The sequence below is a fragment of the Bacteroides sp. AM16-13 genome, from assembly GCF_003602705.1.
Taxonomy (GTDB): domain Bacteria; phylum Bacteroidota; class Bacteroidia; order Bacteroidales; family Bacteroidaceae; genus Bacteroides; species Bacteroides xylanisolvens.
This window is the reverse complement of sequence record NZ_QTLK01000004.1, coordinates 142,463-161,341: the sequence shown is the minus strand read 5'-3', so window position 1 is coordinate 161,341 and position 18,879 is coordinate 142,463. Positions and strand designations below refer to the sequence as shown.

The 18,879-nt window shown below is 41.9% G+C and carries 12 protein-coding genes; 3 read left to right on the top strand and 9 right to left on the bottom strand.

Annotated features, from left to right (window positions below; genetic code table 11):
- The first annotated feature begins 15 nt into the window (after positions 1-15).
- Positions 16-222 (top strand): hypothetical protein, encoded by a 207-nt coding sequence (locus tag DW173_RS04375; protein WP_120143849.1) that lies wholly within the window; start codon positions 16-18, stop codon positions 220-222.
- Positions 219-620, top strand: a complete 402-nt coding sequence (locus DW173_RS04370; RefSeq protein WP_008023883.1) for a putative toxin-antitoxin system toxin component, PIN family — start codon at positions 219-221, stop codon at positions 618-620. Before DW173_RS04375 ends, DW173_RS04370 begins: the two co-directional genes overlap by 4 nt.
- Before the next feature lie 165 nt (positions 621-785).
- Here DW173_RS04370 and DW173_RS04365 read toward each other — a convergent pair whose 3' ends face one another.
- Both DW173_RS04365 and DW173_RS04355 read right to left on the bottom strand, forming a co-directional pair.
- The gene (locus DW173_RS04365; RefSeq protein ID WP_008023881.1) at positions 786-1,274 is read right to left on the bottom strand and encodes a hypothetical protein; all 489 of its coding nucleotides are present in this window, start codon (positions 1,272-1,274) and stop codon (positions 786-788) included.
- Positions 1,275-2,065: 791 nt separating this feature from the next.
- Positions 2,066-2,875 carry a Fic family protein gene (locus DW173_RS04355; RefSeq protein WP_032812016.1) on the bottom strand — a complete coding sequence of 270 codons (810 nt, stop codon included), beginning with the start codon at positions 2,873-2,875 and terminating at the stop codon, positions 2,066-2,068.
- Between the two features lie 558 nt (positions 2,876-3,433).
- On the opposite strand from DW173_RS04355, the gene DW173_RS04350 reads away from it, so the two are divergent.
- Positions 3,434-3,637 carry a hypothetical protein gene (locus tag DW173_RS04350; RefSeq protein WP_008023879.1) on the top strand — a complete coding sequence of 68 codons (204 nt, stop codon included), beginning with the start codon at positions 3,434-3,436 and terminating at the stop codon, positions 3,635-3,637.
- A gap of 237 nt (positions 3,638-3,874) precedes the next feature.
- Here the strand turns inward: DW173_RS04350 and DW173_RS04345 are convergent, their stop codons facing one another.
- From DW173_RS04345 to DW173_RS04315, 7 genes are all read right to left on the bottom strand, one after another.
- Entirely contained in the window at positions 3,875-6,121 is a 2,247-nt protein-coding gene (locus DW173_RS04345; RefSeq protein WP_199722816.1) for a glycoside hydrolase family 3 C-terminal domain-containing protein, read from the bottom strand.
- A 191-nt stretch (positions 6,122-6,312) separates the two neighbouring features.
- Positions 6,313-8,310, bottom strand: a complete 1,998-nt coding sequence (locus DW173_RS04340) for a DUF5125 domain-containing protein (protein WP_120143845.1) — start codon at positions 8,308-8,310, stop codon at positions 6,313-6,315.
- A 22-nt stretch (positions 8,311-8,332) separates the two neighbouring features.
- Entirely contained in the window at positions 8,333-9,823 is a 1,491-nt protein-coding gene (locus DW173_RS04335) for a glycoside hydrolase family 30 protein (protein WP_120143843.1), read from the bottom strand.
- A gap of 30 nt (positions 9,824-9,853) precedes the next feature.
- A complete protein-coding gene (locus DW173_RS04330; RefSeq protein ID WP_199722815.1) occupies positions 9,854-11,389 on the bottom strand; it encodes a RagB/SusD family nutrient uptake outer membrane protein in 1,536 nt (511 codons plus the stop codon).
- Positions 11,389-14,394 (bottom strand): SusC/RagA family TonB-linked outer membrane protein, encoded by a 3,006-nt coding sequence (locus DW173_RS04325; protein ID WP_120143842.1) that lies wholly within the window; start codon positions 14,392-14,394, stop codon positions 11,389-11,391. Before DW173_RS04325 ends, DW173_RS04330 begins: the two co-directional genes overlap by 1 nt.
- 210 nt (positions 14,395-14,604) lie before the next feature.
- The gene (locus tag DW173_RS04320) at positions 14,605-16,248 is read right to left on the bottom strand and encodes a DUF6377 domain-containing protein (RefSeq protein ID WP_004313825.1); all 1,644 of its coding nucleotides are present in this window, start codon (positions 16,246-16,248) and stop codon (positions 14,605-14,607) included.
- Positions 16,249-16,371: 123 nt separating this feature from the next.
- Positions 16,372-18,879, bottom strand: a complete 2,508-nt coding sequence (locus DW173_RS04315) for a family 20 glycosylhydrolase (RefSeq protein ID WP_120143840.1) — start codon at positions 18,877-18,879, stop codon at positions 16,372-16,374.

The following is an 18,879-nucleotide window of genomic DNA, read 5'->3' as shown; positions in this document are numbered from 1 at the left end:
GAAAGGGAAATAGTTATGGATACAACTATGAATCAAGGTATTTTCTTGAGTATACCAAAGTCTGATATAAAATTCTTCAAAGAGCTTGCAAAGAAAATGGGTTGGGACATTGATATCAGAGAAGACTTTTTAAAAGACTATATAGCATCACGTCCAAAAAGAGTGAATCTTTCTGAAGAAGAGATTCTTACAGAATTAAATGCTATAAGATACGAGAAATGAGAATAATTATTGATACAAATCTATGGATTTCATTCATGCTAGGACGCAAGATTGCGACTATGCGCACATTACTTACCCATCCCTCGTTAGAAATATATGTATGCCGTGAGCTGCTAGATGAATTCTATGATGTTTCTTCGCGGGAGAAAATACGAAAATATATTCGTCCGGAAGATCTAGACGATACACTTAAACTTATCCATTTATACGGAAAATATGTCGTCATCCAAACAAAAAGCAAATCAGAGATTAGAGACAAAAAAGATCTTTATTTACTCTCTCTAGCCGATACGATCAAAGCTAACTACATTGTTACTGGAGACAAAGATTTATTAGTCCTAGAAAAACATAACCGGACAAAAATTGTAACTATAACAGAGTTCATGAAGTTATTGTAGCCCTCCCATCTGGAGGAAGATGTTTACCGCTTCAAACTGTCATTATCTATAAATATTCCTATCATTGACAAAATGATTAGGGTTTAGCGATAGCGTCACATGTGATGTATCTCATATCATACTCTCAACTAAACCATAATCACTAAATGAGCTCTATAAAGCTGTTTATACCGCTACTTCTTCACGATTCTTTTCTTCATTAGATTCTGCCACATCCAACCGATTCAATAAGTATCGTACATTCTGAAGATGTATATTGTTATTCCGATCCATTTTCTTAAACTGCCAACTGTTTTTAGTGGTATTCAGTATACAATTCATTAACGTTCCCACTGCATCGGCACTCTGGAAACGATTGGTATTGGAGATTTGCGTATTCATCATGTGCGCGCCGAATCCTCTAATCACCTCTTTCACACTTATCGACTTATAAGTACGGATGGCTTCAAAGGCCGCCACATTACTATAAAGCGTATTAGCTAAATCCTCCAGTCTCTTTCGATCTGTTCGTTCCACTAGATAGCTTTCAGGATTCATAAAACAATTGAGGGTCAGATAAAAAGACATCATTTCATCATCGGATGAAAAGATAGCGTGCATGAGTTGCGTCGCGTCCCCCGGACGGGCCTCCTGGTTACTTAAAACTTCTTCCATAAGAATTTTAATTAAATGGTGAATAAATTAAGTTTAATGGGGCGATACAGAAAGGTAGTTTTAAGGAATAAAAGAAGCGGTTCCGCCTGTCCCATTGCTCTTCACCATCCACAACAGGCAGTAGGTGCATTAACATCCTACATGGGGGTGCGAAACCGCCATATAGGAAAATGGGACAAGCATAAAAAAAGCTTGCCACATTAGATACAGCAGGCTTCCCTGCTGTGGATTTTGATAAAGAGCATTGCAAAGATAGAATATAAAATCAGAAAAGAGAAAAGAAAATCAGTATTAATTGAAGTTTACAGCAATAAGCTTAAGACAGAACCGTCTAAAGACTACTTGCAACTATAAGATTCATTTTGAAGGTTCACCGGTTTCACCTTTAGCTGAATGACTATAAATCAAAACTTTATGGTGAAAGAGGATGCAAAATACAGAAAGAGCCATCCTTCACCTCCTTCACAAAATAAAACAATACGACATCGCAGAGACGCTTACAAGATAAAAAACAGAAGGATAAATGACAAGATAGCACTATAGAGATGCTTACATCATATAGATTAATGGGTGTATACATCCAATTTGTTGGGTATATATATCCAATGTATTGGGCATATATATCCTGCACGTTGGATATATATATCCTGCATCTTGGGTATATATATCCAACAACTCAAGTATTAATAACCTAGATACAAAGTATTAATAGCCTATAACTCAAGTATTAACACTTAAAACAACACAATATACAAATGAGTGGAAGTCTTATCAAAAGAAGCCCTACAAGATTAAAACATAAAACTAAATCCTTTATTGTGAGAAGCTTTATATTTTTGAATTTCCAAAGACAGTGATTTTTTCAATTGCACCGCCATGAAATCCAAAAAAGGCTGGCTGGTTTCATCATCTTGTGCTTGTTGTAAAGAAAGGATATAATCTGCCCTATCCTCCTTAAAAATCTTAGCGGGAAAAAGATGATAGCAGAATTGAATATAGTTCATCAATAAACGAGCTGCTCTCCCGTTGCCATCCACCCAAGGATGAATAGTCACTAAATTGAGGTGAGCATTAAAACTTAGTTCGTATTGTTCACGAAATGTTTCCACACTCTTTTGCCGCTCCTGCAACAGGAAGCAAAGTTCCTCTACTTTAGCAGATACTTTTTGATAACCCATATAAGAACGCCCACCTACACCAGCCGTAACACCACACAAACGAAACTCTCCTCTGGAAGAATCAAAAGAGCCGCCTATTGTATTATGTATCCCCCCTGTTGTCCGCATCAAAGTAGCATTTAACTTCTGCAAGAAAGCAGGAGTTATAGCAGTATTACATTGCGCTTCCTCTTTGGCAAGCTCGTATGCTTTCTTCAGGTCCTCATTCATCAGATGATATACCAACGGCTTTCCTTTAGCTGTTACACCTTCATCAAAAAGAAGCTGTGCATCCATTTCGGTTAGTGTAGAACCTTCAATGGCTGTAGAATGGGTAATAAGAGAATAGAGGTAGTACTTCTCATAGTCTACCGACTGACTGATACCGAGTTGCTGAAACTCCATATACAGTTCCTCTATTTCCTGCCAAATACCCTTTTCCATCATAGGTTACCTTGATTGTTATTTTTCCCAAAATTACTTATGATACAACACTTTACCAAGCGAAACGACTATTTTCTTACTATTTTTTGCAAACACAGAGAAAATGTAGGTAATAAAAAAACGCTAAGTCGATTTGTTACAACCACTTAGCATTTTGCGAATACCCAAACTCGCCGCCATCTCCTTAAAAGAATCTCTAACCAAACATTAACCTATTTCAATTCAAACGGCACAGTACCTTTCACATCTCTGGATGAACTACCGATGATTGTCTCAAACTGGTACGAACATGAAGTAAACTTATATACTATACAGAACTAAAACAGCATAGCTTTGCGTCTATTCCACTTAGTAGAATTAAGTTGTACGACACCCGGGTCTCATACATACCAACACCCGGGTGTTGAACATGCTGACACCCGGGTGTCAGGTAGCACGAGACCCGGGTGTCAGACAAATCATTATTGCAGGATCTTATTTCCTGCCTTACTATTAGTAATAACTCCAATCACTGTTAGGCTGAAAAAATTTATTGCAAACAATAAAGATCGTGACGATATGGTAGGCGATTTATGTAGTGATTTGATGAGAGATAAAAAATTCAAGAGTTTGCATACAGAGGATGAACAACAAGAGTTTATCATGATCGTTGGAAATATCCATGAACACATACAAGATGCTATCATACAATTATTTAAAGAATATTCTGGAGAAGAAGTAGTATTTGAGGAAGAGGAAGAAGAGGAGGAAGAATGGATATAATCGCTTCAAATCAGGTAAGCACCCGATACGGAACAAGCAAATCGTCCACAGTTTGTGGACAAATTCGATTTTATCCTTTTCTCATCGAACTTAAAGCTACTTTTTCCTATATGGGAAGATAATACAAATTAAGGGTGAATGGTAGTAAGTTCTATCCTGACTATAAACAAAGAAGGCGGCTCCTGTACCCGGAACCGCCTTCATCTCCTAAAAAAAGATCTCTAACCAAACATCTACCTATTTCAACTCAAATGGTACAATACCTTTAATATCTCTGGATGAACTACCGATGATCGCCTCAAACTTGCCCGGTTCGGCCACCCATTCGTGTTTGGCATCATCAAAGAAGCTCAATGCTTTCTTATCAATCGTCAGCGTTACTGCTTTCTCTTCGCCCGGAGCCAATTTCACTTTTTGGAAACCTTTCAACTCTTTTACCGGACGAGGGAGAGAAGATTTCTTATCGCTGATATAAAGCTGAACAACCTCCTGACCTTCACGAGTGCCTGTATTCTTCACATTGACTGTGAAAGAAATGGTATCATCTGCTGTCATTGTCTTCTTGTCGGCCGAAGGTTTTCCATAGGCAAAAGTAGTGTAGCTCAATCCGTGTCCGAACGGGAACAACGGTTTGATTTTCTCTTTATCCGCCCAGCGATAACCTACGAAAATATCTTCCCGATAGATTTCATTAATGGTGTCTCCTCTATGTTTAGACTGTGCCAGTTCTTCTTTATTACCCGGATATTCTCCCAGTTTATGAGCACCTACATCTTCCAGTTTTGCAGGGAAAGTGAAAGGAAGTTTTCCTGAAGGATTAGCGTCTCCCACCAATACGGAAGCAAGAGCTGTTCCGGCTTCCGAACCCAGGAACCAACCTTGAACAATAGCAGGCACTTCATTCACCCAAGGCATAGCCACTGCATTGCCGGAGATATTGACAACAATCAGGTTTTTATTCACCTTTGCCAGTTCGCTTATCACTCTATCCTGCGCGTAAGGCAAACCTAAAGAAGCACGGTCCGAATCTTCACAATCCTGATGATTGCTCTTGTTCAAGCCACCGAAGAAGATAACATAGTCGGCATCTTTAGCCACTTGCAAAGCCTCAGCGAGCAGTTCATCTTCCGAACGGTTGTCCTTTAAATCCTGACCGGTTTTCACACCGTTATACTCTCCTGTCGGATCGCCTACATACCCACGGGCATATACCACTTCCGCTTTTGAGCCCACACGGCTTTTCAGTCCATCCAACGGAGAAATCTCATATTTCACTTTCAAAGAAGAACTACCACCACCCACAGTCATCATCTTTATCGCATTTTCACCGATCACTGCTATTTTCTTCGTTTTATTCAAATCGATAGGCAATACGTTACCGTTGTTCTGCAACAATACAATGCCTTCTTCTCCAATCTGACGTCCGGCTTGTCCGTGTTCGGGAGAGCCTAAAGAGCCGAACGGTTTGTGCGGATCCATTGAAGTACGGAATATCAGACGAAGGACATTGCTAACCTTTTCGTCCAGTTCCTTTGTTCCTACTTTACCCTCTTTTATCAGTTTCAGGTAAGGGAAAGCAAGGTAATAATTATCATACGCATTTCTCGTTCCGGCAGACAGTCCGTTCGTCCAGGAACCAAATTCCAAGTCCATACCATTGTGAATAGCCTGTTCAGTGTTGTGCACACCTCCCCAGTCGGACACTACAACGCCATCAAAACCCCATTCATCACGAAGAATGTCTTTGAGCAGGCGCTTGTTATGGCAGGCGTGCTCTCCCTGATAGAGATTATAAGCACCCATAATCGACCATGTTCCACCTTCCTGAACAGCCGCTTTAAAAGCAGGCAGGTATATTTCATAAAGAGCACGATCACTCAATTGCACATTGGTGGTATGACGGTTGAACTCCTGATTGTTCAATGCATAATGCTTCACACAGGCAGCTACCCCATTCTCTTGTACACCTTTAATGTAAGGAACCACCATAGTGGCGGACAGATACGGGTCTTCTCCCATATACTCGAAGTTACGTCCGTTCAAGGGAGTACGGTAGATATTCACACCGGGACCCAACAAGATGTCTTTCTTGCGATAACGCGCCTCTTCACCGATACTTTTCCCATAAAGATGCGACATTTCAGGGTTCCATGTAGCAGAAAGACACGTCAGTGCCGGATAGGCAATACAGGAGTCGTTTGTCCATCCCGCCTGATCCCATTCATCCCACAACACTTCCGGACGGATACCGTGAGGACCGTCGGTAGCCCATACTTCGGGGATTCCGAGGCGGGGAACGCCTGCCGAACTAAATTTAGACTGTGCATGAATCATCTTCACCTTTTCTTCAAGGGTCATCCGGTTCAATGCATCTTTCACTCGCTCTTCGATAGGCTTACCAGTATCCAGATACACGGGCTTCTGCGCAAAGGCAGGCAACGCAGTCATCACAGACAAGCCAAGTAACATTGTTTTGAGTTTCATGTTTATTGATGATATAAGAAATGAATTAATACTTTATTTATATAGACTCCCAAACAGGGGATATTTCCTAGTTGCGGACGGGTTTATTAATGTTTTTTACATTATTCCGTCCAAAGATGAATCCTGAAAGGGTACAATTCATCATACCCTTTCAGGATAGGTTCAATAAAAATCCGGCATCAATCTTCAGGTCAATTTATTTTCTCAACCTTCAGATCAGCATTTGCATTGCCATTCGTTACATCAATGGTAAATCGATAGACAGCTCCTTCTTCAAATGCTTTATTATCCTGCATTTCCAAATTTCCGGAATCTGCAAGTTTAAGCTGTTCCACTAAAATAGAGCTTGCATAATTGCCGAATTCTCCTCCCCAATCATTTTGATGGAAGAACTTAAAACTAATCACTTCCGGGTCACCACTAGTCTTCAACGTTTCCCCGGCTTTCAAGGTTAGCTGATACTTTTTAGAAGCAACTTGCGCCAGACAGAGCGCTTTACCTGGCTCCCAACCAACTTCGGAAGACGTAACAGAAGGTTTACCGATTCCTTTTCCGATAGCCCAGATTGCACCCGTTCCGTCATCTTGCAATTTGGCCGGTTTACCATCTTTCAAAGCCATTACAGAAAAATACTTCAAAACAGCATTAGCTGTCACCCGATAATCTCCGTTAATCGGCAGGAACTTCAATGCACCATCACTTTGTTTCTCAAAGAAATCAGGATCGATCCACCATTCATTCAAATTATCAATGCCCGTGACAGTTATCATTTGTCCTTGTGTAAACGCCTGTTCCGACTTATATATATCAGTATCTGTCACCTCCATCTTATCATTACCAAAGAAAATATCCGGTGCAGGTAAATCTACCTTCCCTACTTTCTCCACTGTCAACACAGCCTTGGTATTGCCTTTCGTCACATCAACTGTAAACCTGTAAATACCTCCTCTTTCGAACTTCTGACCTTCTTCCAGTCCCAAGTTTCCGTCCGATGAGATTTTAACCAATTCACTCGTTGTAGAAATAGCATCACCCTTAAACTCGCCGTTGTCCCATTTATTGATATGGAAGAACTTAAAGTTAATATCATCCACTTTCATGGTAACGCCAGCTATAAATGTCAGTTGATACTTCTTCGCAGTAAGCTGTGGCATACACAGACCGTTTTCCGGAGTCCACCCTACTTCAGAAAGTGCCACCGACGGTTTACCGATTCCTGTTCCAATAGCCCAGATAGCACCTGTTCCATCATCCTGCAACTTGGCAGCCTCACCATTCTTCAAAGCAATGACAGAGAAATACTTCATTTTACCATTGGCTGTTATTTGGTAACTTCCGTCAATCGGCAGGAATTTCAATGTTCCATCTTCCTGCTTTTCAAAATAATCCTGGTCTATCCACCAATTATCATAATCAGGCACCCCTTCAAACGCTAGAATGTCATTCTTCTTCAAAGTCAACTTGATTGCATAGATATCATTCTCTACCAATTCCATATCTTCACCGTTCACCTTTAACTTGGCAAATGGTTCTGCCTCGTAAGTCAACGTATTAAACTTGATAGCATAATTTCCCGGTTCCGTATTAGAAAATGAGATAGCATTAGTAGAACCGGCTTCAATCGTTCCATTCTCCCAGCCGAAAGTCAATTCGTTCCCATTCTCTCCCACTTTCGGAGTCTTGATATACGCTTTCATCTTTTGCGAGAAGTCTCCTGTCACACTATACTTGTACATGGATTGACGTTCCATCCGGTACTCTTTTCCTTCCTCATCCACTAATGTCAGGTAGGGGAAGTCCGGTCGTGCCAGAGCGAGTTCTTTCGTCATTTCTGTGGTAGTAAAATGAATGTTCTGAAGAATATATTTCAAAGTTGCCGTTCCATTAGGAATATTAGCATAATAAGGAACAAAGATTTTACCAGTATAGTCATTTCCGCTTGTCTTTGTACGGATAACCGTTTCAGATACTTGTTCTTCTCCATAAAAAAGCTGTGCTTTCAACGTAGAAAGAGGCACATCCACATCCGAAGCTTTAATCGTAAACGGAAGACTATCACCAAAAAGAGCATCTGCATTCTCTGCTTTGATTTCCATACTCGGATTACCGGGCAAGAATTCGTCATCATTACAGGAATTCATGGATAACATTCCTGCCAAAGCCAATATAATATAACTGTTTTTTTTCATTGTCTTGATCGTTTTAAGGTTCTTATTCCGACTTTGCCCAACGATAGGAAGTCACAGATTTGCCCGGAACATCATAAGCAAAATGACGCTTACCATCACTTAAGGTTATCTTTTTAGTCTTTTCATTATTATTCATCAGTACAAAAGCGTATGTTCCATCCGGATTCTCGAAAGCAGAATACATGATATTGCTATCAGCATAGCCGGATGCACCGATACGTACCGCTCCCGGTTTCACCACACTTGAAAGATGGGCGATGATATAATAATGTGAGTTGCGGATAATTGTCTTATAGTCGCTATTACTGATATCCACCGCTCCGTAGCAAGTCTGGCAACCGCCTTCACGGTTAGGAGCACGGTCATTATCAAGCATCAGGTTCCACACTATAACTCCCCTACACCAGTTGTTGATCGTACCCAATGCTACTTCTTTCATATCTTCCAACAATCGTTTCGACAAATCACGTCCGCTATTCCATGTTCCGATAGAAGTCTCCGTGAAAAGAAGTTCCTTTTCAGGATAAGCTTTATGTATATTTAAAAGCTCTTCGCGGTTCCCGCCATAGTTGTGATAAGCAGCTCCGGCCAGGTATTGGGAAGCAGTTGCGTCTTCATACATCTTACCGGGGTAGTTCTTTTCCGTTTCAATATCACTATAATCATAGTTATGATCGTATGCATAAATTTTCGTAGCCAGTCCGGCTGTTTTAAATTTAGGTCCGAGTGCTGTTTTCACAAAGTCCCTCTGTTCTTCCCAACTCATATAAAGCGAAGCGGAATTACCACGGTTCAACGGTTCGTTCTGGGGAGTTACAGCATAAATATCAATGCCTTCGGCGTTGAAGGCTTGTACCCATTTCACAAAATAAGTGGCATAGTCCTGATAATAGGCCGGATTCAGCTGACCGTTTGTCCATGAATCCAGCGGAGTAAGGTCTGTGAGACTCTTTACTTTCATCCATTTTGGACAAGTCCAGGGGGCGGCAATGACTTTAATAGAAGGGTTGATGCTCAGAATCTCTTTCAGAATCGGGAGGATATAATCTTTCTCTTCACTCTGCAAAGCAAAATGCTCAATACCTTTTGTATCGCAACAAGTATATTCACTCAATGAAAAGTCCGAGCAGCCGATGGAGATACGGATATAGCTAAATCCGAAGCCTTTGTCGTCAGAGAATGTTTCCGTAAGGAAGGCGTGACGATCTTCCGGTTTCATTTGCAGAAGATTAAAACAAGTGGCACCTGTGATAGCAGCTCCGAAGCCGTCCATCGTCTGATATTGTTCAGTCGGATTCAATGTGATTGAAGTAGGTGCCAGATTATCTTTCGAGCTGAAATTAACGGCATCACGGGTCAAATCGCGAGTCAGGCTGCTAGTGGTTGCATAAATAGTCACATCTCCGGTCGGAACAGGTGTAACCGGTTTCTCCGCATCGTCACTGTTGCTGCATGCAGCTAATATAGTGAAGCATCCTAAAAAGGTCAATGCTATATTTCTCATGTCTATCATAATCTTAAGTTTTCTATGTTTTTAGTTGAATTAATAACCCGGATTCTGGTGAATCTTATCATTCGCGTCAATTACCGACTGCGGAATTGGCAAACGATAAGAGTTCTTATCAAAAGTGTAAATCTGCGCTTTGCGTCCTGAATCCTTAGCATACACTGCATTCATCACCTCTTCTACCTTGTCCAGACGGACCAGATCAAACCATCGTTGTCCCTCAAAAGCCAGTTCTAACCGACGTTCTTTAAGCAAAGCATTCAGCATGGCATTTTTGTTTGAACGGACAGAGGTGGGAAGTGCTCCCAATTTGGCACGGTCGCGAACTTTATCTATTATATCAGCGGCTCCTTCCAAATCCGGCGTATCCTGCATAATCAGCGCTTCTGCTTTCAGCAACAGGACATCGGCATAACGAAACTTGATGATACTGCTGTTGGCAGAGCGGCATTTATACATGAACGGATAATTATCAGACGGATAATAGTTGCTCCAATTACAATCGTAATAGACTATTGATTCTTTGAAACGGACTTCATCCCCTTCCTGTTTGAAAGCACTAATCAGGTCACGTGACGGAGTCACCCATTTCGCCCACGTGAAATTGTTATTCCAGTTCACGAGATCACGCCCGAACATCCATGTACACCAGTTACCTGCTCCGGATGTAAATTGTGCTTCAAGAATCGATTCTTTTGTATTACGCATCTTTGCATCTGTTCCCGCAGCATTCATTCCAAACAAATCACTGAAATCATCTACCAGATCAAAACCGTCTGCTTTCACCTCATCACAATATTGAATAACTTTCGTATAATCACGCAAAGGTTTCTCGGCATATATTTTAGCCAATAAGGTACGAGCTACAGATTTAGAAAACAACGTCTTATTCCCCGGCGTATTGTCCGGAGCATACAATACTGCATCCAACAAATCCTTTTCAATCTGCTGATAAGCTTCAAGTTCCGTATTTTGTTTGGGGAAATATTGCGGATATACCTCATCAATGTTTTCAGAAGTAATATCATCAGCCACCGTTGTAATCACCGGAAAATCACCCCACAGACGTACCATGTCAAACATTACCATGGCACGGAATATCTTCGCTTCTGCTTTGTATTGCGCCCGTTCGGCAGTAGTCAACGAATTATCTGTCACCAGGTCAATGTTACAAATGAGTTTATTGGCACGGGCCACATCCTCCAAATAACGGTTCCAGTCACGTTCCAACACAGAATTGGAACCTTCAATCGAATTATTCTCAAACGGGACAACTTCCGCTCCGGTAGTACCGGCATAAGCATTATCCGAATGGGAGTCTGAAATCAAAAGTAAATCCACATACCAATGTTCCTGACGGTCACGCATTTGATTATAAAGCGTTGTCAGATGACTTTCAACTGCAGCTTTATCCTTGAATACGATTTTTGTACCATCACTTGTCACTCCTTCCGTCACATCCGAATAGGTGTCTAATGGCTCATAATTCAGCGAGCAGGAAGAAAGTCCCAATAGCAAGCCGGAGGTTAATCCGTAAAATATAGTTCTTAGTTTCATAATCTTTCCTTTCATTAGAATTCAACATTAATACCAAACACGTATGATCTGCAATGCGGGTAAGTACCCCAATCAATACCTTGTACCGTACCGCTGTTACCCCATTGGTTTACTTCCGGGTCCATTCCCGAATAGCTGGTCCATGTCAGCAGGTTAGTAGCCGTGAAGTAAGGTTGCAAACGGGTAATTCCCCATTTCTTCAACAGTTTACCTTTAACGTTGTAGGACAAGGAAACATCCTTCAATCTTAAATAACTGCCATCTTCTACAAAATAGGTAGAATTGAGTAATTTGAAATTAGCCTTAGGCACGTCTGTTATCTGTCCGGGTATTTTCCAACGATTCAGTACACGGGCCGACTGATTCTTACCATCATACATACCTTCCGTTTCAATACGTGAAGCATTATAAATATCGTTTCCATAAGAACCTTGGATAAAGATACTCAAATTAAAGCCTTTCCATGAAAAGGTATTAGTCATACCATAGGTGAAATCCGGATTCGGATCACCGATATAGGTACGGTCGGAAGATGATATTTTACCGTCATTGTTCAAATCACGATACATCAATTCACCGGTTTCAGGATCTACCCCATCACTTATATAACCGTAGAAACCTCCCAAAGCACGGCCCGGCTCATTACGTACCACATAGTCATTCACCACATCCGCAGTTTTAGCATCGTAATAAACTTTCTGTAATTCCAGCTTTGTCAATTTATTCCGGTTAAAAGAGATATTGAAGTCTGTATCCCATGTAAATGCTCCTCCACGAAGATTTTTCGAACTAATAGAAAGCTCAAAACCCTTATTTACCATTTCACCCTCGTTACGGGCAATAGACGTAGCGGCTGCGGCACCGGCAGGTAATGACACATTCATCAACATGTTTTTGGTCTTCTTATAATAATAGTCGGCATTAAACGTCAACCGTCCGTTCAATAGGGTCAGATCCAGACCTATATTAGTCTGTGTTGTGGTTTCCCATGTTAAATCAGATGTACGCAAGTTGGCCTGGCTAATGGTAGGAACAGCATTTGCATAATCAGTAGAATCACCTTCGCCGCCTTTCTTAAACCATTCGATACGACCGATATTGTAACGCTGCAAATATGCATAGTCACCAATGCCCGACTGGTTACCGGTTTGTCCCCAGCCACCGCGCAATTTTAAATCGTCAATCCATGTAAGGTTCTCCATGAACTTTTCCGAAGAAATACGCCAGGCTGCAGAGAATGAAGGAAATACGCCCCAACGATGATCGGGATGCAATTTAGAAGAACCATCGGCACGAAGATTAGCTGTTACCAGGTATTTACTGTCGAAGTTATAAGCTACACGTCCGAAGAATGACATAATTCCCCATTGAGATGCCCCCGTACCTGTATTATCCCAAGATATTTTATTGGCAGCATTCAGCGTTTGAATCTGATCGCTACGATAGTGTGAACCGTTGATCCAGCTATTTGAATAGTCTGAATCCGTCCATGACGAACCGGCCATTACTTCCAAGCCATGTTTCTTGAAGTTTTTATTATAAGTCAATACATTATCAAATGTCAGCACTGTGTTCATATTCCGATTGTCCGAAGCCTCACCGTACTGATTGCGACCCCAAGCAGTAGAAATTGGATCAAGAAAAGTGGTATTAACGGCGTTGCGACGGTCAAGAGTAAGAGTAGACTTAAATTTCAGTTCCGGAAATGGAGTCAGCAATATATTACCCGATGCCAACAAGCGGTTTTCTTTGTCTTTGTTATTTTTCGCGCGGGCCATATTTTCTAATGGATTGGTGATATTACCCACTCCATAGAAGTTATTGTAATACTGATTAGGGTTCAAAGCATCCCACACCGGCGCATAAGTCGGTGTATTGATAACAGCCAGAATAACACCACCCCGATTCGAGCCTGTTCCCATTGCTCCGCCTCCATTGCTTGTATAATCTGAATAAGAGATATTGGCACTTACTGTCAGCCATTTACGAACCTGATTTTCCAAATTTACCCGGAAATTGTAACGCTTGTAATAAGAGATGTCCAACACTCCCTGTTCTTTGAGGTAACCCGCAGAAAGGTAATATTTCATTTTCTCATTACCATTGGATACAGCTACCTGATAATTTTGAGTCTTTCCGGTCGTATACGTTTCATCAAACCAGTCGGTGCGATCGGGTAATCCGTCCGGCAAAGACACTAGTCCGATTTCATCCTGCAATTCTTTATATTGTGCTGCATTCAGGGATTCTACTTTATCGGCCACTTTGTTCAAACCGAACTGGGCTGTCAAAGAAACTTTGGCATTACCGGCTGCACCGGCCTTCGTAGTAATTAGAATGACTCCGTTAGCAGCACGCGAACCGTAGATAGATGCTGATGAGGCATCTTTCAATATCTGCATACTCTCAATATCATTCGGAGAAAGGAACTTGATATTGTCTACAGGCACTCCATCTACTACATACAACGGATCATTACTACCATTCATTGAAGTAGTACCACGAACACGGATAGACATTTCACCGCCCGGCGTACCGTTAGGCTGAATCACCGAGACACCGGCTGCCTTACCTTGAATGGCCTGTCCTGCCGAAACAATAGGCCGCATATCCAAATCCTTGGTAGATACGGAAGAGATAGCGGTAGTCACATCTTTCCGTTTCACCGAACCATAACCGATGACCACCACTTCATCAAGCACTTCATTATCTTCCTGAAGTGTGATCTTCATCTGTTGGGCTGCCTTTACCTCCTGCGACTTATAACCCACATAAGAGAACATCAAAATGGCGTTTTGCTTAACGTTTAATGTGAAGTTGCCATCTAAATCGGTAATTGCTCCGTTAGACGTACCTTTCTCTTGTACACTAACACCGATTAGCGGTTCTTTTTGAGCATCCAGGACCTGACCGGATGCAGTAATTTGCTGTGCGGATGCACTCAAAGATAAAAACATTGCCAAGATAGCAAAGAAAATCTTGCGACTCCCCGAAAGGATTTTTCGCCTGTTTTTTTTCATGCGTACTAAGTTTTAAAGTTAATAATAAGACGCTCGTCAGCAATGGGCTACTCTCATTACTTTCGAAGCACAGGTCAAAAGTATAAAGAAATTAAAGTGAGCTAACAAGGAGGGGGCAATAAGTGGATTACACAAAACGATAATCCACTTATTTTCATCTATTTACATTCAGAACGTATACCTAAAAAAGTGGTTGATTTACAGTCCGAATTAGCGAATTTTTCGCACTAAATCGTCAAAATCCTCTCTCGATCCACGGGCTTTATTCCTTACTTTCGCCCGATAATTATAAATTGTATTCACCGAATAACGAAGAAACTCCGCAATTTGTGAACTGTCTTCAATACCCAGACGTATCAAAGCAAAGATGCGCAGTTCAGTATTCAATAACTCGCCTTTCTTCGGTAAAATCTGTTCATTTTCCTGTAATAAGTCATTGAATTTTCCCACAAAGTTAGGAAAGAGATGCAAAAAGGCTGTATCAAAGTTTGCATACAATTCTTCCAGTTCTTCATCAAGAGCATCTTGGGAACGCGTAATCTTTAATAATTCCGCAATCTGTCCGGCAGACACTTTCTTATTCACCATCCGTCGATAAGCGTCTAAACGGTTGATATAAGTAGAACACAGCTTGATGAAACGGGCAATATACTCTTCCTTGATCTGATTGGACTCCGAGAGTTCGATATTGGTAGAAGACAGGCAACTATTCATTTGCCTCAACTCCTCATTCAATCCGTTTAACTGCTTATTAGCTACCTGAAGATGATTTCTTGCATCTGCCAACTTTTTCATCTGACGGTAGATATATCCCAAAGCTACAATCAACAACACCAACAGTGCAGTGATAAGCAGCAGGTTCTGTTGAAGACGGTCGTTCTGCTTTTCAATCATTGCCTGATAGGTTTTATCAATCAATGAAAGCACGTCAGCACTCTGCCAACTACGCAGACGGGCATTGTAGAACTTGGTCGCATTCCACGAAAAGCGCATATATTGGTACGCACGTTCCATATCACCATCTTCGTAAAGTAGCTGGGCAAGCATCCACAACGAAGCATGGTCCTTAATGGCAGAACGAATATCCGATATAGCAGAAAGACAAAGATTCCGTTTCTCTCCCAGACTATCATTACTGTACTTGTAAATCAAAGAACGATGATAAGTAGCCATCGCATATTGGGGAGTATATGGTTCTATTTTCGTCAACCGAAGATCATTCACTTTCAGGGCTTCCTCATACTGGCGTTGATCGCGAAATGATGCTTCACGCATCAGCAGGTATTCTTCCGATTCCGGAGGCAATATAGCATATAATGAATCTCTATATGCCTGCGAGATACTCCAATAACGTCCCGAAAGGGTTTTATCCTGTGTATAAACGCCCAACTCGCCATACACATGGTCAAAGCAGGTGTAATAATCGGCTATTAAACGAGGAATGATTTTCCGACGGTCTACCGATTCCAGCACATCAAGAGACTCTTTATACATTCCAGTTGATGATAATAATAGCGAAAGCTGCAACTGACTTTCTATCTGCCGGTCTGCATCACGCAAGCGCTCTGCAATCCGGATATTTTCATTCAAATAGTGGATGGCAGAGTCGCAAATAAAGGCTTTATATTCTTTGTATATCTGACTGTTCAGATTGTACTGTTCCGCGGAATTAGGTTCTATTCCGTGTGTCAGTTCTTTAAGGTGCTTGATACGTGATTCACGTTGAACCACATAAATTTCATGTTCCTGAATCGTCAAATCAAGCACATTCAACAGTGAGTCCAAGGTCTTATCGGCCCGGGTATATAGTGGAAAAGAGAGAAGTAAAAGAAATATCAGGTACTTTTTTTTCATCGGAGTATTAAACTTTAATAGAAGATTACAAGACTAATAAAGACAAATGTAGAGAAAATCTTCGTATTTTAAAGAATAAAACGGCTAGAAATTAAAAGTACATCTATTCTACTATTCCACTAATTACTGCCAATAACAGCTGGTCACACTTTGCTTATCCCTATAAAACAACTTTGCTTTTACAACAGCAGCCTGACAGGCTACGGGAGTCTCCCATAGCTCCGACTCAACCGTCGGTTCAGTCCCATCCGTCGTATAGCGTATCTGTGCTCCTTCGATAGAAGTATTTGCATACAGAAGTCCGTCCCGGATGGTGAGTCCGGGATGAGGCAAACGGAAGTTTACCCCTATCCGGCTCCAATAAGGCATTTCCTTTACACTGATTTTTTCATAGAACAGTGCCAGATCCCGGTCAAAGGTTTGCTGCTCGGCTGCACCGGAAAGGGTTTCCCAATCCGGATGCGCATTCCAGCCACGCTCTACCAGTCCCATCACTTTAGGGAACATATAATATTCTACCCATTGAAATCCTCGAATTGTTTCGGCAAACAGTTGTGCCTGTACCCCTTTTATTTGTTTCCTGCCGGAGGCAGTCAATGTCGTTTTTCCTTTTCCTGCGGAACCAATTTCCACCGGATTGCCCGCCATATCCGTACGTGAAGAACGATAGACATCGAACGGAAGCATGGAGAATGCTTTGGATTCATCCACATATCCTCCCCAGAAATGTCCCGGTTCATCAGGATGAGCATCATAAGCCAAATCCAGATAGAAATTATTCACATTGCAGAGGATGACCGGATAACCGTTATTGGCTATCTGATAAGGTATTTCATCCTCTTTCCATTCCGGAACAGTCTTCCACGAATTGATACCGGCTGCCCGTTGAGATAAATAAGTATGAGTGTCTTTTTGATGCCCCAAAGCCACTTCCTGCCAGCCATTAAAAGACAAATGATGCTGTTGCAGGCAATCAGCTACCCGGGTGATGAAATATTCGGCCAGATCATGCGCCTTTTCCATGCCTTGCTCTTCCATTAACGCCCTACATAAAGGGGAACCCATCCATGCGCCCTTAGCCACTTCATCACCTCCCAAATGGATGGTAGCCAGCGGTGTACCGGCTTCCTTATACATAGCCACTATTTCCTGAATCACCTTTTCCATAAAACGATAAGTGGAGGGCAAGGCTACATTCATAACATTATCCGTATAGGCTTGTGCCGAAACATATCGGGAAGTATCCTGCAAGTCACTCAAAAGATATTCTTCCGCTTTCTCCGGATCGGTATCGATGTATTTCTTATAACGTACATTCATTGCCACAATCGCCGCACGTGCATGGCCGGGGGATTCTATTTCCGGGATGACCTGCACATGTCTTTCCGCCGCATATCGTAATAAATCAATGAATTCCTCCCGGGTATAATAACCATTTCCCGATGTTGCAGCATACGGATCATATCCGCCATCATAAGCCGGATACAACCAGTCCTTTTCATCGGTTGTATGTCCCCGCCGCGAACTGATTGCAGTCAACTCCTCCAATCCCGGAATTTCCAGCCGCCAGCCTTCATCATCCGAGAAATGGAACTGGAGCACATTCAGTTTGTAAGAAGAGAGCATATCAATCAGCTTCTTTAAGTTATCCACCGTTGTATAATTCCGGGCAATATCGAGCATCTGTCCCCGATATAATAAGTCCGGATAATCCTGTATAGACATTGCTTCCAACCGGAACGGGCTTTCCTGCCCTTTCAGCAATCCTAACAGGGTCTGTGTACCATTAAAAACTCCATGTGGAGTAGCGGCACTAATCCTTATTTGCTGACCGTCAATGCACAGTTCATAATATTCCTCATTGACTGCTTTTTTCCTGTCAGAGAGATAATCCAAGACAATGGTTACCGAGGCTTCCGGCACAACTTCCAATCCATGCCATGCGGTGAGCTTCTCTTTCAACAGCTTTCCTTCATTGGTAAAATCTTCATGGAAAGTCAAAGCAAGTTGTTTCTCCAACACCGTTTCCCCTCCGGTAGTAAGCACCTTTTTTACGGAAGGTATGATATCCGTCGTCCGGAACTCCGGAGTTTCCGCATTTAGCAAACGAAGGTTGGTTTCGTACGTCTTCCGTGCAGCCGTCCTTTGCCATTCCGTAACAGGCAATGGAATGGCATGCAACGTCACAGGCAGCGGCTTACCTTTCGACGCCCCCGACTGACTTACCCAATAACTCCCTTCGGGCGCATGTGAATTCTTCGGTACTTCCCCGTCACACTGGAATATCACTTTCAATGAATCTCCCGGAGCCAGTGAACTAAATCCTTCTCCCGGATATATTTTAAAAAGAGTCGCATTTACTTCCTCTACCCTAACCGGCGACGAAGCATCCTGCCGGATCGAACGGGGAAACTGCGAATAATAAATCTCCCAATCCTTTCCTATAGGAGCATCCGAAACATTTTTCAGTACAAAAGAATTCTCATAATATTTACCCTTTCCATCGTAGCTTCCCATTTCCCAGGTTAAAGCAACCGGAGCTCTCGATTCATTCGCCGACTTACAACTGCCTGCAAGGAGCAGGATGAACAACCATCCTGCTGCCCATAAAGAATACTTTATATCGTTCAT